Consider the following 22138-nt stretch of genomic DNA (forward strand, 5'->3'; position numbering starts at 1 on the left):
CCCTCGTGCTGATTGCAATCTGATTGCGGATATACAACAACAATGCCAGAATATAGTTTAGGCCTATATAGGATGCACTAATATAGTTCGGTCAGGTAGTAAAAGGGTGGCTGTCAGGGGGTATAAAAATCAAAAGCCCGGCACTGGCCGGGCTTTTTTCCATAGTTCTAAGTTGTACTAAGGCAAATATTATCTGCTACCGAAAGTATAGCCGAGCGTCAGCATAAATACATCGTTGTAAATTTTGGCGTCGCCCTCGTCCATAAGTTTCGAGAAATCGCCGTTGTAGCGGACGCCTATACTAACGCCCAGCGGAGTGCCAACACCTAAACCGGCTGCGTATCCTAAACCAAGCGTTTTATAGTCTGCATCAAAGTCCTGGTTATCGCCAACGTTTACAGACAGCTGAGGACCACCCTCAAAGTAAAGCAGGCCGGTATTTACTCTTGCCAGCACCGGTACATCCAGGTAATAAAGTCGCAGGTCATCGCCTAATCCTTCAGCTCCTTTCATAGAGAAAAGCAGTTCCGGCTGCACCGAGAAAAAGTTATCGCCGGAGAGCGGAATGTTTGCGGTTAAGCCTGCATGGCCTCCAAAAATTCTGTCAGCATCACCTGCATCATCTCCTGAAAAGCCGGAGTAGTTTGCCCCCACACGCAGGCCAAAGCCTACCTGGGCCTGAACAGAGAGTGTTGTAACCAGAACAAGGGCAAATAAAGAAAGTAATTTTTTCATAGTTGTAATCTCTTTAAAGTATTCTGAACCGGGTGTTGCTACCCGATGTAAGCCTATTACGGATGCTTTTCATAAAAGTATAGAAATTGAGAACTGATTTAAGGCAGGAGAGCTGCTGCCTGTGCAGATGTACAACTATAGCCACCAAACAAAACTCCCCGATCCTTTAACAGAAGACCGGGGAGTTAACGTGTTATGTTGTAATGGTTTATGGGTGCATCAGGCAGCCCAGCCTTCGCGGTCCAGACTGCGATACTGAATGGCCTCCGCCAGGTGTTCAATTTTTATATCAGAACTTCCGGCTAAGTCAGCTATAGTTCGGCTTACTTTCAGGATGCGGTCGTAGGCGCGGGCCGAGAGGCCCAGGCGTTCCATGGCTGTTTTCAGCAGGGCTCTGCCGGCATCGTTTATCTGGCAAATGTCTTTCACCATCTGCGACGGCATCATGGCGTTGGAGTGTATCTGCGGAAAATCTGTGAAGCGTTCCTGCTGCACAGCCCTGGCTTTTACCACACGTTCGCGCACTGTAGTGCTGTCCTCGGATTTGCGGGTGGCTGTCATTTCGTCAAAAGTAACAGGTGTAACTTCCACATGTAGGTCAATACGGTCCAGCAGCGGGCCGCTTACTTTATTCAGGTAGCGTTGCACTACGCCCGGGCCGCATACACAGTCTTTCTCGGGATGGTTATAAAAGCCACACGGGCAGGGGTTCATGCTGGCCACCAGCATAAAGTTGGCCGGAAAATCTATTGTGGTCTTAGCTCTGGATATAGTTACACGGCGCTCCTCCAGGGGCTGACGCATAACTTCCAGCACTGTGCGCTTAAACTCCGGTAGCTCATCTAAAAACAGCACCCCGTTATGCGATAAGGAAATTTCGCCGGGTTGCGGAACACCACCGCCACCTACCAATGCCACATCTGATATGGTATGGTGCGGAGAGCGGTAAGGTCGTGTGGTTAACAGGGAAGATGCTTCGCCTAATTTACCAGCTACCGAATGGATCTTGGTTGTTTCAAGGGCTTCGTGCATCGAAAGCGGCGGCAGAATAGAGGGCAGCCGTTTAGCCAGCATGGTTTTACCGGCGCCCGGCGGGCCTATCATAATCAGGTTATGGCCACCGGCGGCAGCTATCTCTAAAGCGCGTTTAATGTTTTCCTGGCCCTGCACATCGGCAAAGTCTGCGGCGTACTGGTCTACCTGGCTTTGAAAAATTTCGCGTGTGTTTACCTCCAGCGGATCGATGTGCAGTTGCCCATCCAGAAAATCGATAGCTTCCTTAATGTTGTTCACCCCGATCACGTCCAGGTTGTTAACTATAGCAGCTTCGTTGGCATTCTGGGCGGGCAGTATAAATCCTTTAAATCCTTCTTTGCGGGCTTGTATGGCGATCGGCAGTACTCCTTTTATTGGCCTGAGAGAACCATCCAGCGACAGCTCACCCATGATCATATACTGCGAAATTTTGTCAGTGGCAATCTGTCCGGAAGCGGCGAGCATGCCCATGGCAATGGTCAGGTCGTAGGCAGAGCCTTCTTTGCGAATGTCGGCAGGTGCCATGTTGATGACCACTTTCTGGCGCGGCCGTTTGTAATTATAGTGCTTAAGGGCAGCTTCTATGCGCTGCTCGCCTTCTTTTACAGCATTATCGGGGAGGCCAACAAGAAAATATTTTGTACCTGCGCTAACGCTTACTTCTACGGTTATGGTATAGGCATTAACGCCCTGCACCGCACTGCCAAATGTTTTAATGAGCATACTTTCTGATAAAGGAAGTATAAGTTTATCCTGATTGGAGCCGGAACATCACCTTTCTGAAAATAATTCCGGATTAAGACAATCCGGAGTAAAGTTAATGAATTGAAATAAGTGGCGGCCCGAAAAGTAACCGTTGTGCTATAGTCTGGTCATGTCGGGGTGCATGGGCAGGTAGCTGTTGGTTACGTCTTCGCCCGCCTGGTGAATGGTGACAGCAATGCAGCTGCTATCCGATACTGCCGTCTCGAAAGCAATGCCTTTTGCCATATCATCGAAAATATAGATACGTTGCCGACCGGACTGGTAATAGGCAATGGGAGCTATTGTATAGTGTTGCCTTATAGTTGCGATGGGGCTGCCTGCGCCAAGGCTTTCGGGTGTTTTAAAAGCGGAAGAGTTTACGCGCACCTGTCGCACCAGCAGGTTATCTTCCGGGCCTTCGGTGTAGCTGCGGCTGAAATATACGGCTACCACATGGTTTTTCCGATTCTTGCCAAACCAATAGGAGAGGGCTTTGCCCATGGCTGCATCCCCGCTATCAGGCTTCCCGAGGATATTACTCACCTGTTCGGCAGTCTGGCCCAGGCTTACCTGTCCGATGCGCTGCCCTGGAAGGATGAGAAAGGTCGTATCCGGGGTAGGTTTTTCAACTATAGGTTGCGTTGTTCTGGTTGCAGTATCCGGGGTGGGAACAGTGGTAGTTGCCTGTTCGGGTATGTGGTTTTCCGCAGTCTTTGCGTTCTTGTCGGAGCAGGACTGTAGCAGAATTAAAAGTGAAAGGCAGAGCAGGTAACGCATAGTATAAAGGCTGATAGTAGTTATAGTAACTATAGACCTTATACGCGCTTTAGGGTTTGCTGTAAACTATAGCTGTCAGGTAAGTTGCTTTTCCAGTAATAGTATCAGGATGTGGATGACCTTAATGTGGATTTCCTGCACGCGATCGGCATAGCCCATGTGCGGAACCCGGATTTCCACATCGCAAACCGGTGCCAGTTTTCCACCATCCTTGCCAGTTAAGCCTACTACTTTCATGCCTTTGGCTTTGGCAGCTTCAGCTGCTTTCAGCACGTTGGCGGAATTACCGCTTGTGCTGATGGCCAGCAACACATCATTGGTATTGCCCAGCGCCTCTACATAACGCGAAAATACATGATCGTAGCCATAGTCGTTGCCAACACAGCTCATATGGCTGGCATCTGAAATAGAAATGGCCGGGAGGGCACGGCGGTTATCGCGGTAACGTCCGGTCAGTTCTTCGGCAAAATGCATGGCATCGCACATAGAGCCACCATTCCCGCACGATAGTATTTTACCACCGGCTTTTATGGCTTCGGCCATAGTTATAGCAGCGCGCTCAATAGTGGCAATGTTGTTTTTATCAGCAATAAAATTTGCCAGCGTTTGCTGCGCCTGCTCCAGTTCTGCCAGTATAGTTGTATTCATGTTGCGTTATTAGACCGCGGCAACCTCCAGGCGTTCCTCGGCAATCGGGGTTCTGAAGTTGTTGCTTCTGAACTCCTGACGTCTTTCGTAAAGTTCCACTTTCAGGTCGTTTACCTTTAGCTGGGCAATGTGGTTCTCGTAGCGCAGGTTGCCACTGTATAAACTGCTCAGCACAACTTTTACCAGTAACAGCGCTGCGCCAACGCCTCCCAGTATCTTGTATAGTTGCAGAATCTGGGCATCGGTTTTAACCTGCGTAAATATTGCACTCTCGCTTACTGCATTGGTAAGCACAAGGGCCAGTGTCAGGGCATAGGCTACTGCCACAATGTTAAAAAGCGTATTAAGTATTCTCATGCTTTCAGGGTGTTAAGGTGTGTATTCAAGTGTGGTTAAATCTATAAAAAGATATTCTTAAATTAAAATATCCTGCTGCTAAAACCTTTAAAAACCCTGTGTTATGAAAAAAATAATACTATATTTTGGTTATTGTACCAGTTGCATCTGCGTTAATTTGGAATAAAGTCCGCTGGTTTGCAGCAGTTCGTCGTGTGTTCCGCGTTCTACGATTTGTCCTTTTTGCAGTACCAGAATCTCATCGGCGTGCTGAATGGTACTTAAACGGTGTGCGATCACAATGGAAGTACGGTTCTTCATCAGGTTGGTCAACGCTTCCTGCACTAGTTTTTCCGACTCCGTATCCAGCGCCGAAGTGGCTTCGTCCAGGATCAGGATCGGTGGGTTTTGCAGGATAGCGCGGGCAATGCTCAGGCGCTGGCGCTGGCCACCCGATAATTTGCCGCCGCGGTCGCCGATCATGGTCTGATAACCCTCTTCGGTATGAACTATAAACTCGTGCGCATTAGCAATTTTAGCAGCCGCAATCACTTCCTCTTCAGTCGCATCGGTTTTGTTAAAGGCAATGTTGTTAAAGATGGTATCGTTGAACAGGATAGACTCCTGCGTCACCACCCCGATCTGCCCACGAACAGATTCTATCGTATAGTCGCGGATGTCATGGCCATCGATCAGGATTGCGCCTGAAGTAGGATCATAGAAACGTGGTACCAGGTCAGCCAGGGTAGATTTACCACCACCCGACGGACCCACCAAGGCTATCGTTTTGCCTTTCGGTATCCGGAAGCTGATGTCCTGCAGTACGGCTTTCTTGCCATACGCAAACGATACATCCCGGAACTCGATCTCATTCTGGAAGGCTGGCAGCACTTTGGCATCCGGCTTATTCACGATCTTCGGTTTTGTATCGATCACCTGCAGCACACGGTCGCCGGAAACGAGGCCGCGTTGTATGTTACTGAAGGCACCAGACATGGCTTTGGCCGGCACCAGCACCTGCGAGAACAGGATGATATAGGTAATGAACTCCGCCGCAGACAGATCTGATTGCTGGTTAAGCACCAGCGTACCGCCATATAGCAACAGGCCTGCCACTACCGTTACCCCTAAAAACTCCGAAAGCGGAGAGGCCAGGTCGCGTTTATGGGCAATAGAGCGTTGGATGCGGGCATAGCGGTTGTTCTGGTCATGGAACTTGCTCAGGATGAACGGCTCGGCGTTGAAGGCTTTTATCACACGCATGCCGCTCAGGGTCTCATCTATAATCGTAAGTATAAAGCTCAGGGAGTTCTGTCCTTCCTGTGCCTTGCGCTTCAGTTTTTTAGACAAGCCGGCAATAATACCACCCGACAGCGGCAGCAAAATAAGCGAGAACAGCGTCAGCTCTACAGACATATTGAAGAGCAAAACAAAGAATGCAATGATCGAAACGGGCTCCCGGATAACCACGGTTAATGTACTTACCACCGAACTTTCCACTTCCTGAATATCCACTGTCAGACGGGTCATCAGGTCTCCTTTTCGCTCGTTACTGAAGTAGCCCATGTGCAGTTCTGTTACCCGCTGGTACACGGCCCGGCGCATGTTGCGCACTACATGGGCACGCAACTCCCCAATTATCCGGAAGGCCAGGTAGCGGAACAGGTTAGCCAGGAAAACTGAGATCACAATGATGATACAGACAAACATCAGCGCGCCCTGGCGGCCTTCATCCAGAATGATCTGCCCGAAATGATAGTAAAAGAAATCCTGGAAGAACTCTAAGTTTAACCCAAACTCAGGTTTTACAGCTACCATTTGCCTTACCTGGTCGTCGCCTACTTTGCCAAAAAGCACATCCAGCAGCGGAATAAGAAGGGTAAAGTTGAACAGGCCGAAAATGATGCCCAGAAAAGTATAGATAGTATAGAGCGGTACAAACCGGCTATAAGGTTTTGCAAACTGCAGTATCCGAAGGTAGGTCTTCATGTTAATAATAGTGTTGCTGTAGCTAAAGCGTTGTGGCTATAGTTTGGGCAACAGGTGCCTCCTGCAAGCGGGAAGCTAAGGGTTTTGAATTAAATTTTGTGAACTGGCTTCTCCAGTTTCGGTGCAAAGATAACGGATAACAAGCAGTTTTAACGCATGGTGCCATTTGCAAACAAAAAACGGCTACACCTGCCCGTTGCAGGTATAGCCGTTGTGCCGGTAACTATAGTTTCTGTTAGAATTCGTGCAGGCGCTGCGGAATGTTCCATCGGAACGAGAATGAAGTATAGGCGGTGTTCAGATCGCTGGTGTTTATTTCGGCATCGGTTCTTCGGATGATCTGTTTCAGGTCCACAAACACATTGTGGCGCAGCTGGAAACTGGCTGTCAGGTCTAAGTGTACCTGGTTAGTGGTATTGCCCTGGGCTATTTTGTGGCCATAGTCTGACGGGCGTTTGGTATATGGCAGGTTTACATTACCACCCCAGTTTATTGTATCGGTTGCCGAATATTCGTCCTGGCCGAATTTGGTGTAGATGGCTGTGCCGGTCAGGTTCAGGCGTGGGATAGGCTGGTAACGTACCACTCCGACCAACTCGTACAGGTTGGCGCCGGTCGGGTGTGCCAGTGGCTGGTTAAAGTGCTGGAAGTTCCTATAGTTGTCGAGGTGCTGGTAAGTGTATGGACGGATAATGTTCACTTCGCCCTGCAGGTCCAGGTTATCCAGGCCAAAAGCGTTGATGTATTTGGCACCTAACTGACCAGCCTGTTTATTGGCCCACCAGCCGTTACCGGCTTTTACTTCGTTCAGCAGAAATTCATCCAGCATCAGCTGGCCGTATAGTTGCACGCGGTTCCAAATGTTCCATCTAAAATCAGCTGCCAGCGTTACGTTGTCTTCGCTGCCAATTGCCTGCTCTACGCTTCTGTAAAAAATGATTGGGTTCAGGTACTGCAGCTCAAAACGGCCTTTGCGACGGCCAAAGATCACGGTTTCAGAAACCCCCAAATCAAAGTTGTCGGTTATCTGTACGCCTAGGCGGTGGAAAGCCATGTATTTTTTATCGAACAGCACGTCCTGTTGCAGGCGTCGGTACTCGGCAGTAAGTTCCTGGAACAGGTTTATGTAATGGATGCGCCAAACCTGCGTGTTCAGTTTCAGGAAAAAGGCCGGCGGTGCATAGTCTGACAGCAACAGCGAGCGGTAGCCGTTGCCGATAAAGTGGCGGTCGTGGCCCAGTTGTATCTCCACATGCTTTGTAAGGTTATAGTTCAGGTAGCCTCGTGCCTGCAGAAAATCAAAGCCGTCGCCTTTAAAGCGTTTCCACCAGCCTTCGTGCGGCACCACATTTTCCTGCTCAAAGCGGCGCACCACATACTCCGGGAATTTGGCCTGCGTTTCGGCAATAAAAGTGTAAAAGCCTAATCGCTCATCAATCATACCTTCTACCTGCAGGCCACGGGTGTTGGTATAGCGCATGCCATCCGACTGGTTGTCGTTGCCAACTTCGAGGTGCAGTACAGGGCTCACACGAACTATAAAATCACGGCCTTCATAATGATACAGGTCGGTGCGGTTCTTATAAAAGGTGTTGAATAGAGGGCGTGCGCTGGTGTTGTTTTCCTGGTTGGTATAGTTCCAGTTGTCGTTCAGCAGGTATTCGGTGTTAAACTGATCTGCCCTGGTCTGGGCGTTGCGGGCGCTTATTTCGGCCAGTTGTGCTACATCCTGCCTTCCGTACGGGCGCACGGCCGGGTGTAGGCGCTGCGTCTCGTTGTTGATGGGTTGGTTGCCATACAAAATCTGGTATCGGTCTATCAAGCGGTAAATGTCCGGGTCGTAGGGCACGTAGGTATCCTGGGCCTGCAGGGTTGTGCTGCCGGCCAGGCCAAGCAGCATAAGCAAACACGCTATTTTCTTCATGAGTGGTGTGTTCAGGTAGATAAAGTGTAATATCCTGAAAGCCGAATTTACTGCTTTTATATGATTTTGTTCGGGTGTGATAGAAAATATACAGGATTGGCAAAGCATGCCATTCCATAACTATAACTATAGATGCCGGCAACTATAAATTTATAGCCGGAGATTGGTGCAACGCCGGTACTTCTGTATCTTTAGCAGGAAAATAACCCTACCATGCAACACCATAACCTGCATATCCTGACAGCCACGCCCTCGCTGGCCAATCATTTTGTTGCCGAACTCCGCGATGTGAATGTGCAGCACGACAGCATGCGCTTCCGCCGTAACCTGGAACGGCTGGGCGAGTTGCTGGCTTACGAAATATCCAAAACGCTGCCTTATACTACAGCCGGAATCACTACGCCACTGGCACAAACCCAAACCCAACTGCTGGTAGAGCAACCGGTAATTGCTACTATCCTGCGGGCTGGTTTACCGCTTTACAATGGCATCATGAACTACTTTGATAAGGCTTTCAGTACGTTTGTGGGCGCTTACCGCGTGGAAGAAGAGAACACCGAGCTGCAGATAAACATGGAGTACCTGGCCTCTACCAACCTGCACGACAAGATCCTGATCCTGGCCGACCCGATGCTGGCAACCGGAAAGTCGCTGGTAAAATCATATAAAGGCATGCTGCGCCATGGAAAACCGAAGCAGGTACACGTGGCTGCGGTTATTGCGTCTCCGGAAGGGGTGAAGTACCTGCAACAGGAAATACCGGAAGCACATATATGGTTGGGCGCCCTGGATGAACACCTGAATGAGAAGTCGTACATTGTGCCTGGTTTAGGAGATGCCGGCGATCTGGCTTTTGGTCCAAAGATCTGATACTGAACTTAGTGCCTGCATCGTTATGTTGGTGAAGTGGCGGGTTGGCAACTGCGCTTTATAATCCAGTTAACTTGTTGGTATACTTATATTTGCCGCCCTGGCAAATTGCGTATATGGTAATTATACAGATGCCTTTTTTAATATAATACAATTAATTGATAGGACTGCGTGGAAGTAATTAAATATCTGTCGGTTTACCTGGTGAGTATGGTTAAGTTTTTTGCCGGGCCCGTTACAGGCGCTTCGGTGGGGCTTACTTATATGGAGTCGGTGTTGCTGACCATTGCCGGTATGATGACCACTGTAGTGATCTTTTCCCTGATCGGCAGAGAATTCTCGAAATGGTGGTCGAAGCGGCAGCGCGAAAAGAAACAACCGGTTTTTAGTAAAAAGAACCGCCGCATTATCCGGATCTGGAAGAATTTTGGGGTGGTAGGTGTGGCTTTCCTTACTCCGATCTTACTTACACCTATAGTTGGTACCGTGGTAGCTGCCCTGTTTGGCGCACCACGTAAGCAGATTTTTGTACACATGCTGTGGAGTGCTATAGTATGGAGTGCCGTGCTGAACCTGATGGTATTTGAATTCGGAGATTTTGCTTCGCGGTTTTTCTAAACTATAGTTTGACCCATAAATAAAAGAGGCCTGCAAATGAGTTGCAGGCCTCTTTTATTTTAGCGCTTTCTACTGCCTTTCTTTTTGGTTTTCTGCCAGCCGGAGTTCTTCGGGTCACCTTTCTTTTTGCCCTTCTCGAAGTTGGACTTGTGGCGGCCTTTCTTCTCATGGAAAGCACCTTTAAAGTCCGGGTCGTCGCGGCGTTTCTGGCGGTCAATTTCCATAGCTATGTCCTGCTGCTCCTCAAAAGTGGTTTCGTGTATTTCCACTTCCTCCGGCAGCGGCAACTCCGGTATCTGCATGCGTATGATTTTCTCGATGCGGCGCACATGGTACATCTCACCTTCGTTGGCAAAAGTGATGGCAGCGCCTTCCTGCTCGGCACGGCCGGTGCGACCAATACGGTGCACGTAATCTTCGTACACAAACGGCACATCAAAATTAATTACGTGGCTCACCATCGTTACGTCGATGCCGCGGGCTGCCACATCGGTTGCCACTAAAAAGCGCACATCGCCGCCCTTGAAAGCTTCCATGGAGTTGATGCGTGTATTCTGGCCTTTGTTGCCGTGTATGGCGCGTACTTCGCCATACTCTCTGCGTTCCAGGTACTTGGCTACGTTCTCAGCGTTCTTCTTGCTGCGCGTAAAAATGATAACACGGTTAAAGGTATCGTTGTCCTGGATCAAGTGCTCGAGCAAAGCAATTTTGGTGCGGATGTTTGGTACACGGTAAAGTGTTTGCGTAACCGTTTCAACTGGAGTGGCCTGTGGCGTTACTTCTACTCTGGTCGGGAACTCCAGAAACTCTTCCGAAAGCTGAATAACCTTATCAGGCATCGTTGCCGAGAAAAGCAGGTTCTGGCGCTTACGCGGAATCACTTCCAGTAACTGGCGGATCTGCGGCATAAAGCCCATGTCCATCATCTTGTCAGCTTCATCCAGTATCAGCGTTTTCAATTCTTTCAATATAAGGTCACCTTTCAGGTATAGTTCCATCAGGCGTTTTGGTGTAGCTACCAGTATGTCAATGCCTTTGCTTATAGTTTCGATCTGGGTTTTAGGGCCAAGGCCACCATATATGGCGGTGTAGCGCAGGTCGGTGTATTTGGCCAGCAGCTTAATATTCTCTTCGATCTGCATTACCAGTTCGCGGGTAGGCGCAACTATAAGCGCGCGCGGGTGCTGGCCCTGTGCATACTTCACCTTCATAATAAGCGGCAGCAGAAAAGCCGCTGTTTTACCGGTTCCGGTCTGGGCAATACCCAAAATATCGTGCCCCGCGGAAATAAGCGGAATGGCCTGTAATTGTATAGGTGTTGGCTTCTCGTAACCGGCATCAGCAATGGCGTTCAGCAGCTGCTTGTTCAGCTTAAAATCCTCGAACGTGGTAACTTCTTTCTCTGCTTCTTCGGCCATGGTACTATCGTTTATTCTTTATTTGTACCTGCAAAAGTACGGTAATTTTATGGGAGAGAAGAATAATGCATTTAATACAGTCTCAGAATGTGCGTATATTGTAAGACTATGGAAAAGGCAGTTAAGAAAATAGGGCTCCGGGAAAAGCAGTCTGACTTTGTTTTTTGGCAGAGTAAATCACCAGCAGAACGCCTGGCTGCTGTAGAATTGCTTCGTGATCAATACATAAAATATATAATCAAAGATGCTGAGCCCCGGCTTCAGAGAGTTTGTAGAATTGTTAAGCGTTCTTAATCCGTTTTACTTCTTCTTTTATATCCTTGTCGCTTAACGAAGCAATTTCAGATTTGTCGTAGATGGTAAGGAGATATACTTCTTTATCTGTAGTTACAACATAGGTAATAATGCGCATGCCGCCACTTTTACCTTTTCCTTTGCTCTTTACAGCTAATCTTATTTTGTAAGTATGGTGGCCTAACTCAGTACCTTGTGTTGGGTTTTGAGCTAAATCAGCTGCTAATTGACGTAGTTCGTCGTGCAGTGAGCTGTACTTTTTTAGTAACCGCTTTGCCTGCTTTTTGAACCTGTCAGTAGGTATTATATTATAGCTCATCCAGGAAATCAGTAAGGCTCTGTTTGGGCTTTTTCCCTTGCTGCATTTGAGCAACATCTTTAAAAGCTTCTGTCAGATCATTTCTGATCTTCAGCTTCTGCTCATAATACAAGAGCTTCTCCTGCAGTTTTTGCCAGTCAGAAATTGGTACCTGTACCGCCTTTAGGTTGCCATCCTGATCATTCAGATAATTAATATTGATTTTCATACTATAAAGATAGTGAGACTATAGTTTAAAAGTTACAAAGATTTTAGAAGACTCACGTATCTTAGCACCATGAAATCAATCCTGATAAATAACGCCCAACTCGTAAACGAAGGAACTATAACCACTGCCGATGTGCTGGTAAAAGATGGCCGCATTGCGCAGATAGGCCAAACTATAACTATAGAAGCTGATCAAACTATAGATGCTACCGGCCTGCATTTACTGCCCGGTGTAATTGATGACCAGGTGCATTTCCGGGAGCCGGGCCTGACGCACAAGGCAACTATAGGTTCGGAAGCACGGGCAGCTGTAGCGGGCGGAACTACGTCTTTTATGGAGATGCCCAACACAGTGCCTAATGCTACTACACAGGAACTGCTGGAAGACAAGTATAAGATTGCAGCCAACACATCGCTGGCAAACTACTCTTTTTACATGGGTGCCACCAACGATAACCTGGCCGAAGTGCTGCTCACCAACCCGAATACTGTTTGCGGCATCAAGATATTTATGGGTTCTTCCACGGGGAACATGCTCGTAGATAATGCCGAAACGCTGGAGCAGATCTTCTCTAAGGCCAAGCTGCCAATTGCCGTGCACTGCGAAGATGAGCAAACGATCCGTGACAACATGGCCATCTATGAAGAGAAATATGGCGAAGATATACCGGTTAAGTGCCACCCCGAAATCCGTAACGAGACTGCTTGTTTTAAGTCATCTTTCCTGGCGGTGAAGCTGGCCGAAAAGCACAACACGCGCCTGCACATCCTGCACATTTCAACAGAAGAAGAGCTGAAGCTTTTTAGAAACGATATTCCGCTGGAACAAAAGCGCATTACCGCCGAAGTTTGCGTGCACCACCTGTGGTTTGATAAGGAAGACTATGATAAGTATGGCACCCAGATAAAGTGTAACCCGGCCATAAAAGAACATCGGCACAAAGAGGGATTGCTGCAGGGCTTACTGGAAGATAAACTGGACGTGATTGCCACCGACCATGCGCCACACCTTTGGGAAGAGAAGCAGGGTAAGTATAAGCAAGCGCCATCAGGAGTGCCATTGATTCAGCACTCGATGCAGATGATGCTGGAGTTTGTGAAGCAAGGCAAGCTGACACTGGAGAAAGTGGTAGAGAAAATGGCGCACGCACCGGCTATACTTTTTAACGTGCGCGAGCGCGGCTACATACGCGAAGGTTACTGGGCCGATTTGGTACTGGTAGATCTGAACAAGCCCTACACGGTTACCAAAGAGAACACCTACTATAAATGCGGCTGGTCGCCTTTCGAGGGGCATACGTTTAGCTCAACTATAGCGCATACTATAGTTTCCGGGCACCTGGCGTATAGCAATGGCGTGTTTGATGAGAGTAAGAAAGGGGAGAGGCTGCTGTTTGACCGGTAACTATGGATTTAGAAAAGTTTAAGGAGCTACACTATAAGTTCTTCGGGAAGGAGTTGCCGCAGGAAGTGCTGGAGTCGGAAGAGTATGAAGCCTATGAAGAAGCCATACACGAAGACGAAGCCTGCTATAGTTGGGCTACTGCCAAAAAGCTAACGTCAGCAGGTTTTGACTATAGTAATTACTGCTGCATGATGATGGCCGATAAAGTGTTCGAAAGTCTGGACGAAGATGGCGAGATAAAGTACGACGACCCGGAAGTGATCATCAATAAATGGGACGAAGGCTTTTATGGCATACCGGTACACAACGGCAGCGCAACTATGGTGGTAATTAACTACTGCCCGTGGTGCGGTACCAAGTTGAGTAAATAAGTTGCCTGGCAAGTGCAGAACGACTATATTCAGGAAACAAACTATAGTTGCAATGACACACAAACCAAACTTTTGGGAAATCTATAAGAAGGATGCATTTAGTAATAGCAGGGCAATGCCGCTTTTACTTTTCCTCGGACTTTGGGTCTTGTTCGTATTTGCTTTATATGAGTTCAGTAGTGTGCAGATGCCCAGGTGGTTAATTGGTTCGGTGCCACTTGTGTTCGCCGAGCTGGCCTATATCTATAGTTGCTTCCGGAAGTATAAAGCTGCGATGAAGTAAAAAAAATAACCAAAAATGCACTCCCGGTATTGCATTGTGTGATTTGCTCCGTATATTTGCACTCTCAAACGAGACACGGTGATCGTAGTTCAGTTGGTTAGAGCACCAGATTGTGATTCTGGAAGTCGTGGGTTCGAATCCCATCGGTCACCCCAAGCCCTTGAAGCTAACTTCAGGGGCTTTTTTCATTTTAATGGTTAAATTGCTTTATGGTTAAATTGTTGATTCCGTATGCGAGCCAGCAAAACCATTCAACAATTAAACAATTTAACAATCAACAATTAAAAATATGAGCTTAGTAGTAGTCGGTTCGATGGCGTTTGATGCGCTGGAAACTCCCTTCGGTAAAACGGATAAGATTGTAGGTGGCGCCGCTACGTACATTTCTTTGTCTTCTTCATACTTTGTGAAGCCGGTAAACGTGGTATCAGTAGTGGGTGGCGATTTTGACCAGGACCACATTAAACTGATGCACGAGCGCAACATCAGCACCGAAGGCGTGCAGGTAAAAGAGAATGAAAAATCTTTCTTCTGGTCTGGCCGCTACTTTAACGACATGAACAGCCGCGAAACGCTGGTTACAGAACTGAACGTGCTGGGCGATTTTGATCCCATTATTCCGGATAGCTACCAGGGCTGCGAATACCTGATGCTGGGTAACCTAGCACCACAGGTGCAAAAAACAGTAATCGAGCGCCTGACGCAAAAGCCGAAGCTGATTGTGATGGATACCATGAACTTCTGGATGGACATTGCTTTGCCAGAGCTGATGGAGACGTTGAAACTGGTAGATGTGTTATCAATAAACGACGAAGAAGCACGCCAGTTGAGCGGGGAGTATTCATTGGTGAAAGCTGCCAAAAAAATCATGGCCATGGGTCCTAAATTCCTGATCATCAAGAAAGGGGAGCACGGTGCGCTGTTGTTCAACGAGGATAAGGTATTCTTTGCACCAGCTTTGCCACTGGAAGAAGTGTTTGACCCAACCGGCGCCGGCGATACGTTTGCGGGTGGCTTTATCGGCTACATTGCCAGCACCAACGATATCAGCTTCGAGAACATGAAGCGCGCTATTATTTATGGTTCGGCCATGGCATCGTTCTGCGTTGAGAAATTCGGTACAGAGCGCCTGAAAGACCTGACCCAGGAAGAAGTTGATAACCGCGTACAGCAGTTCGTAAACCTGGTAGCTTTTGATACTGTGCTGCAGTAAAACGGTAACTATAAACTATAGCAAAAGGGAGGCTTAAGCTTCCCTTTTTTGTTGCCCATGGCTGGCGCACCAACTATAGTTTTGTAACTAAACGAGGCAAACAGCTGTAAAACTAAAGTACGAACTACTTAAGAACCCAGGCTATGAGCATACAGAATAAGAACAAGAACACGCAGGACGAGTTAAAGAAGAATAATCCGAATCAGCAGGATCCGAAGAAGCTGATGGGTAACGTGGACGACAACCCACCACGCAATGCGCTTAATGAATCTGACACCAAAGTACAGAATCCGAACAGGAACCTGGCGAAAGGTGGCAATAACACGCCTTACAGCAAAAAGTAAGGTGCGCTAAACAAAATAAGACTATGGAATAATGGCGCGGGCAGAGGGTTTACCTTTTGCCCGCGTTTTTTATGCCTCAAAGTCCTGGTGCAGCCATTGTTTAAAGTTCTCTTTTTCCGTGGCTGTGGCATCCGGCCGTTTTTCTATAGTATACTTTGGGTAAAATGTCTTGGCAGAAGGCGTAAGGATAATCTGGCGCAGTTGCTTCTCCCGGAAAAGTGTCAGGGTTATTGTTTCAGAAGGGGAAAGCTGCTGTAGCAAGTGTTGCAGGTTTTGCTCCAGTTTGCGGCCATTCAGGGCTACCAGCTCGTCGTCTGTGCTTAGTTCATTAAAAGCCGGAGAAGCCGGTGCAACAGCCGTAACTTTTATAGTCTGCTCCTGTGTTACTTTAAACCCAAAGCGGCTTTCGTAAAGCAACGTGTTCTCATGCTGTTTCAGGGTGCAGCCTACATAGTGCAGGGCTTCGTCCAGGGCGGGTTCTATAGTTGCGGTGCCGTTTATATAGTTGTCGAAGTATTCTTTACATGATTGACCGGCAACCTCCTCTACCAACGTGGCATAATCCTGCCCGGTATAACCTGTCGTTCGCTTGCCAAAACGCTCCCATAGTTCCCGCATAACCTTGTCCAGGCTGGCATTATTGTTTGTTGTTTTGCGTAGTTGCAGGTCCAGGAGCAGGGCAGTCAGCGCTCCTTTAATATAGATAGATACCTTGCGGTCCGGGATGCCGGGTTTGTAACCATCCAGCCACAGATCAAACGACGAGTCAGCAACCGACATATGCTGGCGGCTATAGTCTGCGAAGTAGCGTTGCAGGGTAGTGTTTAGCTCGTCGAAGTACTGTTGCGCTGTAAAAACGCTTGCACGTGCCAGCATATAATCGCCATAGTAGGTGGTAATGCCTTCGGCTACGTAACCGGTTCTGAAGTAATTCTCCTGCGCAAAATTGTAGGGGAGCATCTCCTTGGGGCGTATCTTTTTAATGTTCCACGTGTGGAAAAGCTCATGCGAACTAACACCCAGAAACTCTTTATACAGCGCCGGCGACATCAGCAATTCGCCTGGCCCTAAAGTTATGACCGTAGAATGGCTGTGCTCCACACCATGGTAGGTGCGGTAAGGCAAGATAATGTTCAGGTAATGGTACTCCGGCACCGGGAAATCCCCGAATACGTCGAGTTGCGCTTTGGTAAAGGCTTCAAAATCTGCAACTATAGTTGGCCAGTCGGGTTTGCAATCGCCTTGTATCCAGATGTGGAAAGTGGTGCCGGCCAAACTATAGCTGGCGTGCTGCAAAGTGGCGCTGGCTATAAACGGACTGTCCACCAGCTCATCATAGTTTTCAGCTCTTAAGGTATGCTTCCTGATCTCGGGTAAGCCGCAGGCGATCTGCCAGTTTTCGGGTATAGCTATAGTTAGTTCGCAGGGTTCAGGTTCTCGTCCTTCTACAGCCATCAGGCAGTTTACCGGGTTAATATAAAGCATCTGCTCATCCAGCCACGAGCCGCCCGCATCCATCTGTCGCGCATAAAAACTATAGTTTACAGTTACCGTTTTCGCCCCATTTGCCTCTACTACCCACCTGTCTTTCGTAATTTTGCGGCTGACTATAGTTGTACCCTGTGCCGTAGCGGTAACCTCGTATAGTTTCTGTGCAAAATGCTGTAGCTCGTACCGGCCGGGGCGCCAGGCAGGTAACTGTAAGTATAGTTCCTGTTGGTTATTGTCAGTTATAGTTATGCTGATGTGCAGCACATGCGACAGTGCCGAAGTATAGCTCAGGTGGTAGGAGATCATGGTTTAGTTGCTGGTTATTAGTTATTAGATGATAGTTTATAGTTGAATTACTGAATGGTTAAATTGCTGGGTTGTTAAATGGTTGTACCTAACTATAGAGCTTTCAGTTTACAAGAATTTGCAACAATGTATAGGCTATAGTTATAGTTCAGAAAAAATAAATAGTAAAACAACCAACAACCAACAACAAGTATTTAGTAAAAAAGTAGCTACCGGGTTTGATAATTAAAAAAGGTTCTCTAATTTTGCAGGCCATAATAAAACCATTGGCATACGATGAAAAGAACATTCCAGCCTTCTCAGAGAAAAAGAAGAAATAAGCACGGCTTCCGCTCAAGAATGGAGACCGCTAACGGTAGAAGAGTATTGGCCAGCAGAAGAGCCAAAGGCAGAAAGAGACTAACTGTTTCTGACGAGAAAAGACACAAGGCAGCTTAATTCCTTTTAAAGAAGGAAACAGCTTTGCTATAGTATAGCCGCTAATGACGACAGAAGCAGCTAACGAACAGCAAACCGGGCAGCCCACCAGACATACATTTTCGAAAGAAGAACGCTTGTGCAGTAAGCGCCTTATCACGCTGCTGTTCTCCAAGGGTTCTTCTTTTAATTTGTATCCGCTACGCTTTGTTTATTACTCCGAGCCTGGCACAACGCCTGCAACCACGCAGGTCGTTATTTCTGTATCTAAGCGCCACTTTAAGCGCGCCGTAGACCGCAACCGCCTTAAACGGCAAATCCGCGAGGCTTACCGCCTTAACAAACACATCCTGCTTGCCGATCCGGCCAAAGCACCCTCTTTGCTGGGCATTCTGTACATCGGTAAAGAAAAAAAATCCTTTCAATCTATCCAGAAAAAACTAAATTCAGGTTTGGAACGTTGTTTGAATACGTAGGCTAATCTCGTTCCCTAACCCGAATAATATGCATAAAAAATATCTTGCCGGCATTGTTGTGGCTGGTTTAGGCTTAGGTTTGGTATCTTTCAAATCCGACTCTGACCGTTACTTCGAGATCGCTAAAAACCTCGATGTATTTGCCACCCTCTTTAAAGAAGTGAACACCTACTACGTGGACGATGTGCCGCCCGCACAAATGATGCGCACCGGTATTGATGCCATGCTCAAGTCGCTGGACCCGTACACCAACTATATCCCGGAAGATGATATTGAAGATTTTCGTACCATGACCACCGGTCAGTACGGCGGCATTGGGGCGGGTATTGGCAGCCACAACGGTAAGGTGGTGATCCAGATGCCTTACGAAGGTTCGCCTGCTCAAAAGGCCGGCCTGGTTATCGGCGACGAGATACTGAAAATTGATGGCGTTAGTGTTACCGGTAAATCATCGTCTGAGGTAAGCAAACTGCTGAAAGGACAGGCCAACACACCTATTAAACTCGAAATAAAGAGCTACGGACAAACCAAGCCACGCACCGTAGAGCTCACCCGTGCCAACATTACTGTAGAGAATGTACCTTATATAGGTATGCTGGATAACGAGATTGGTTACTTCCAGCTTTCAGGTTTTACCATGGATGCCTCGCGCGAAGTGAAGCAGGCAGTGCAGAAACTGAAGGAAATGGGTGCTAAAAAGATCATTTTTGACCTGCGCGATAACCCGGGTGGTTTGCTGCACGAAGCAGTAAATATCTCGAACGTGTTTGTGGATAAAGGCAAAGACATAGTAAGCACCAAGGGGAAAGTAAAAGAGTGGAACAAGACCTACAAAGCGCTGGATGAGCCACTGGATAAAACCGTGCCGCTGGTAGTGCTTACCAGTTCGCGCAGCGCCTCGGCCGCCGAAATTGTAGCTGGCGTAATGCAGGACTACGACCGCGCTGTGCTGGTGGGCGAACGTACTTTTGGTAAAGGCCTGGTGCAGGCAACACGTCCGCTATCTTATAACTCCCAGTTAAAAGTAACAACCGCTAAATATTACACACCAAGTGGCCGTTGCATTCAGGCTATCGATTATTCGCACCGCAACGAGGATGGCAGTGTAGGCACTATCCCGGATTCGCTGCGGATAGCTTTTAAAACAGCCGGTGGCCGTGTGGTATACGATGGTGGTGGCATCAGTCCGGATGTGGAAGTGCCGCAGCAAGAGTTTTCTGAAATTGCCCGGACTATAGTTAGTAAAGGCTACCTGTTTGAGTTTGCAAACAAGTATAAAGCCGAGCACCCAACTATAGCATCTGCCAAGGAGTTCCAGTTATCAGATGCCGATTATCAGAAATTTGTCGCTTTCCTCGCTGATAAAGATGTATCATACACCACAAACGTGGAGCAGGAACTGGAAGAACTGACAACCAAATCAAAAGACGGCAAACACTACGACGACATAAAAGCGGAACTGGAAGCCATCCGTAAAAAAGTATCGCACAACAAAGCCAACGACCTGCAGCGTTTCCGTTCCGAAATTCAGGAAATACTGGAAGCTGAAATCGCATCGCGCTATTATCTGCAGAAAGGCTACATCGAAGCCACTTTTGATGATGATCCGGATATCCTGATGGCGAAGAATGTCCTGAACGACCCGCAGAAATATGCATCTTACCTGAAAGTAAAAGGCAAGTAAGATTATAAACGATAGACCAATGCAAAGGAGATGCTGTAATAGTATCTCCTTTGTGCTTTTTAAACTATAGCTTTATAGTATAAACCGGATGCCGTACTTTTGCAGTACACACATACGACTATGGCTTTACTTCTTTCACTCGAAACGTCCTCAACAGTTTGTTCGGTAGCGCTGCACCGCGATGCACAGCTGCTTGGTATATCAGAACTGCAGATCGAGAAATCGCATTCGTCGCATATTACAGTTATGATAAACCAGCTGATCGAGAACTGTGGCTATGAGCTGAAACAAATTGATGCCGTAGCGGTTTCTGGTGGACCAGGCTCTTACACGGGGCTGCGTATTGGTAGTGCTACGGCTAAAGGTATCTGTTACGCGTTGGATAAACCATTGATTTCCGTATCTACGCTCCATAGTTTGGCGCTGCAGGTGATACAGGTAACACCAGATCCGGAACAATATTACTTCTGCCCGATGCTGGATGCCCGCCGCATGGAAGTTTACACCTGCGTAGTAGATAATAAGCTGAACGAAACGTTGCCCGTTGAGCCGATCGTGTTGGATGCAGATCGTTTTTCCGCAGAACTACAAGCAAAGCCGGTCATCTTTTTCGGAAGCGGAGCCGGTAAGTTTAAGCAGTTTCAGGAGGCAAACCCACGGGCACTCTTTATAGATACTATAGTTCCGTCGGCAAAACCGGTCGGCGAACTGGCATTACAGAAATACAACCAACAGCTTTTTGAGGATGTGGCCTACTATGAACCCTTCTATCTGAAAGATGTTTATATAACAGGAAGCACAAAACAGGCATAAATTAGAATAGCTATGTCAGAGATAATAAATAAAGTGGCGCAGAGTGCGCTCGTAACTATAAACCTGGAAGAGTTGCTGCACCCCGGCGAGCGCGTGGTGTATGATATTAAGGATAACCTTTTCCATGGATTGATACTCCGGGAGAAAGATTTCAGAGCCTTTATAAAAGAGAACGACTGGTCTGTGTATGATGGCAAAAACGTCGCTATCATTTGCTCCGCCGATGCTATAGTTCCGACCTGGGCCTATATGCTGCTGGCAACAAAGCTGCAGAACCACGCGAACTACTATGTATTCGGTGACCTGGAAGCCCTGGAGCAAGCCCTGATGCAGGAAGCCATAGCCAAAATAGATCCGGAAGAATACCGCGAAGGCAAAGTAGTGATTAAAGGTTGCGGAAATATACCAGTGCCTACTTATGCTTATGTTGAGATTATGCGCAAACTACAGCCAGTAGTGAGCAGCCTGATGTATGGCGAACCATGCAGTACAGTGCCTTTATATAAAAAGCCAAAAGTGTAAGTCGTACACTATAGATAAAGCCAAAAGTGTAAGTCGTACACTATAGATATAGAACAAAGGCTCTACTATAAAGTGGGGCCTTTGTTGTTTTAAGATACTTCATCTAATATGGAACTATAACCTAGTGTTGAACTGTTACCACTTCACGGCCAAGCCAACCGGGCAGGCCGTCAGAAGGAAGAAGACGGGAGCCAGTTACAGGAAGCAGTCAGGCAAGGGAAACCTGAAAAATAATCCGGCTTATTTCCAGCCACTTAAGGGAGCGGGAAGGAAAACTTTACAGGCCGGGTTTGCAAAACGGCAAAAGGTTGCTACTTTTGCCTCCCCGTTCAGCAGGAAGGGCAAGGAAAGTGAGAGAGAAGAAAGCCAGTGAACGGAATGTAAAACCGCGCGCCAGCTGTAGCAGCCCCTATCCGGCTGCGGTTTCTTCGAAAGCAACTTCCGAAAAAAATCTTTTGACAGGTGCTTGCAAAGGCGGGAAAGTTTGCCGTATCTTTGCACTCCCAACCGAGCAGCAGGCCGGGGCGGGAAAACAAGCGCCGGGTGTTCTTTTAGAAGAGAAACCGGAAGCCTCGAAAAAAGAAAAAAAGATTTTTGGAAAGGTATTGCAAGTTCAAAAATGCTTCTTACCTTTGCACTCCCAAACGGACAACAGGTCTGCTGGGAACACGAAATTGAAAGCATAACAACAGCTACTACCAGGTAGCACCTTCTGAAAACGTTCAGAAGCAAACTTTCTCCTTCTTCACAACAGGTGAGGAGTGAGGGAAAGAAAAGAGTTCTTTGAGAGAGTGGAATTGAAACAGACAAGCACAAAGTCTAAATGGTGGGGCCGGCCACCTTTAAAAAATCCGGCAGAAAGATTAGCAAGCATACAGGGGCTGGATCAGGCGAGACAC

23 protein-coding genes and 1 tRNA gene are annotated in these 22138 nt (G+C 47.7%); 13 read left to right on the forward strand and 11 right to left on the reverse strand.

The features are described 5' to 3' along the window. Positions 1-189: 189 nt before the first annotated feature. The 7 genes from H7F15_RS18190 to H7F15_RS18220 form a co-directional block, all read right to left on the reverse strand. On the reverse strand, positions 190-735 hold the full coding sequence (locus tag H7F15_RS18190; RefSeq protein ID WP_185198425.1) for a porin family protein: 546 nt from the start codon (positions 733-735) through the stop codon (positions 190-192). Between the two features lie 219 nt (positions 736-954). Further along, a complete protein-coding gene (locus H7F15_RS18195; RefSeq protein WP_185198426.1) occupies positions 955-2493 on the reverse strand; it encodes a YifB family Mg chelatase-like AAA ATPase in 1539 nt (512 codons plus the stop codon). A 138-nt stretch (positions 2494-2631) separates the two neighbouring features. Then, positions 2632-3291, reverse strand: coding sequence for a hypothetical protein (locus tag H7F15_RS18200; protein ID WP_185198427.1), 660 nt, complete (start codon positions 3289-3291; stop codon positions 2632-2634). 75 nt (positions 3292-3366) lie between these two features. After that, a complete protein-coding gene (lpcA, locus tag H7F15_RS18205) occupies positions 3367-3939 on the reverse strand; it encodes a D-sedoheptulose 7-phosphate isomerase (protein WP_185198428.1) in 573 nt (190 codons plus the stop codon). Between the two features lie 9 nt (positions 3940-3948). Further along, positions 3949-4296 (reverse strand): hypothetical protein, encoded by a 348-nt coding sequence (locus tag H7F15_RS18210; protein WP_185198429.1) that lies wholly within the window; start codon positions 4294-4296, stop codon positions 3949-3951. A gap of 129 nt (positions 4297-4425) precedes the next feature. Continuing rightward, positions 4426-6264, reverse strand: a complete 1839-nt coding sequence (locus H7F15_RS18215; RefSeq protein ID WP_185198430.1) for an ABC transporter ATP-binding protein — start codon at positions 6262-6264, stop codon at positions 4426-4428. A gap of 235 nt (positions 6265-6499) precedes the next feature. Further along, the gene (locus tag H7F15_RS18220) at positions 6500-8188 is read right to left on the reverse strand and encodes a capsule assembly Wzi family protein (RefSeq protein ID WP_255481323.1); all 1689 of its coding nucleotides are present in this window, start codon (positions 8186-8188) and stop codon (positions 6500-6502) included. 213 nt (positions 8189-8401) lie between these two features. Between H7F15_RS18220 and upp the strand changes: the two genes are divergently transcribed. Further along, positions 8402-9058 (forward strand): uracil phosphoribosyltransferase, encoded by a 657-nt coding sequence (gene upp, locus H7F15_RS18225; RefSeq protein WP_185198431.1) that lies wholly within the window; start codon positions 8402-8404, stop codon positions 9056-9058. 210 nt (positions 9059-9268) lie between these two features. After that, entirely contained in the window at positions 9269-9676 is a 408-nt protein-coding gene (locus tag H7F15_RS18230) for a small multi-drug export protein (protein WP_185198432.1), read from the forward strand. 59 nt (positions 9677-9735) lie between these two features. Here H7F15_RS18230 and H7F15_RS18235 read toward each other — a convergent pair whose 3' ends face one another. The 3 genes from H7F15_RS18235 to H7F15_RS18245 form a co-directional block, all read right to left on the reverse strand. Beyond that, positions 9736-11094, reverse strand: a complete 1359-nt coding sequence (locus tag H7F15_RS18235; protein ID WP_185198433.1) for a DEAD/DEAH box helicase — start codon at positions 11092-11094, stop codon at positions 9736-9738. Positions 11095-11374: 280 nt separating this feature from the next. Beyond that, positions 11375-11707 (reverse strand): type II toxin-antitoxin system RelE/ParE family toxin, encoded by a 333-nt coding sequence (locus H7F15_RS18240; protein ID WP_185198434.1) that lies wholly within the window; start codon positions 11705-11707, stop codon positions 11375-11377. Continuing rightward, positions 11697-11915 carry a hypothetical protein gene (locus H7F15_RS18245; RefSeq protein ID WP_185198435.1) on the reverse strand — a complete coding sequence of 73 codons (219 nt, stop codon included), beginning with the start codon at positions 11913-11915 and terminating at the stop codon, positions 11697-11699. The genes H7F15_RS18240 and H7F15_RS18245 overlap by 11 nt, the downstream gene beginning before the upstream one ends. A gap of 69 nt (positions 11916-11984) precedes the next feature. Between H7F15_RS18245 and H7F15_RS18250 the strand changes: the two genes are divergently transcribed. The 5 genes from H7F15_RS18250 (at position 11985) to H7F15_RS18270 (ending at position 15530) form a co-directional block, all read left to right on the forward strand. Next, entirely contained in the window at positions 11985-13319 is a 1335-nt protein-coding gene (locus H7F15_RS18250; protein WP_185198436.1) for a dihydroorotase, read from the forward strand. A 2-nt stretch (positions 13320-13321) separates the two neighbouring features. Further along, entirely contained in the window at positions 13322-13690 is a 369-nt protein-coding gene (locus tag H7F15_RS18255; protein ID WP_185198437.1) for a hypothetical protein, read from the forward strand. Between the two features lie 361 nt (positions 13691-14051). After that, a tRNA-His gene (locus H7F15_RS18260) sits at positions 14052-14128 on the forward strand. Between the two features lie 134 nt (positions 14129-14262). Next, complete coding sequence (locus H7F15_RS18265) at positions 14263-15186, forward strand: PfkB family carbohydrate kinase (protein WP_185198438.1); 924 nt, start codon at positions 14263-14265, stop codon at positions 15184-15186. A gap of 143 nt (positions 15187-15329) precedes the next feature. Beyond that, positions 15330-15530 (forward strand): hypothetical protein, encoded by a 201-nt coding sequence (locus tag H7F15_RS18270; RefSeq protein WP_185198439.1) that lies wholly within the window; start codon positions 15330-15332, stop codon positions 15528-15530. Positions 15531-15599: 69 nt separating this feature from the next. On the opposite strand, the gene H7F15_RS18275 is transcribed toward H7F15_RS18270, so the two are convergent. Beyond that, the gene (locus tag H7F15_RS18275) at positions 15600-17327 is read right to left on the reverse strand and encodes a M61 family metallopeptidase (RefSeq protein WP_185198440.1); all 1728 of its coding nucleotides are present in this window, start codon (positions 17325-17327) and stop codon (positions 15600-15602) included. Positions 17328-17603: 276 nt separating this feature from the next. Between H7F15_RS18275 and rpmH the strand changes: the two genes are divergently transcribed. The 6 genes from rpmH to H7F15_RS18305 all read left to right on the forward strand — a co-directional run bounded on the left by rpmH (position 17604) and on the right by H7F15_RS18305 (position 21925). Beyond that, positions 17604-17765, forward strand: a complete 162-nt coding sequence (gene rpmH / locus H7F15_RS18280) for a 50S ribosomal protein L34 (protein ID WP_162347583.1) — start codon at positions 17604-17606, stop codon at positions 17763-17765. 44 nt (positions 17766-17809) lie between these two features. Further along, a complete protein-coding gene (gene rnpA / locus H7F15_RS18285) occupies positions 17810-18220 on the forward strand; it encodes a ribonuclease P protein component (protein ID WP_185198441.1) in 411 nt (136 codons plus the stop codon). A gap of 28 nt (positions 18221-18248) precedes the next feature. Further along, positions 18249-19904: a S41 family peptidase gene (locus H7F15_RS18290; RefSeq protein WP_185198442.1), complete on the forward strand. Its 1656-nt coding sequence runs from the start codon at positions 18249-18251 to the stop codon at positions 19902-19904. Between the two features lie 120 nt (positions 19905-20024). After that, positions 20025-20717 (forward strand): tRNA (adenosine(37)-N6)-threonylcarbamoyltransferase complex dimerization subunit type 1 TsaB, encoded by a 693-nt coding sequence (gene tsaB / locus H7F15_RS18295; protein WP_185198443.1) that lies wholly within the window; start codon positions 20025-20027, stop codon positions 20715-20717. A 12-nt stretch (positions 20718-20729) separates the two neighbouring features. After that, a complete protein-coding gene (locus H7F15_RS18300; RefSeq protein ID WP_185198444.1) occupies positions 20730-21239 on the forward strand; it encodes a DUF2480 family protein in 510 nt (169 codons plus the stop codon). A gap of 350 nt (positions 21240-21589) precedes the next feature. Continuing rightward, positions 21590-21925, forward strand: coding sequence for a hypothetical protein (locus H7F15_RS18305; protein ID WP_185198445.1), 336 nt, complete (start codon positions 21590-21592; stop codon positions 21923-21925). Positions 21926-22138 lie beyond the last annotated feature (213 nt).

Origin of the sequence: Pontibacter sp. Tf4 (genome assembly GCF_014212495.1) — a bacterium.
Lineage (GTDB): Bacteria > Bacteroidota > Bacteroidia > Cytophagales > Hymenobacteraceae > Pontibacter.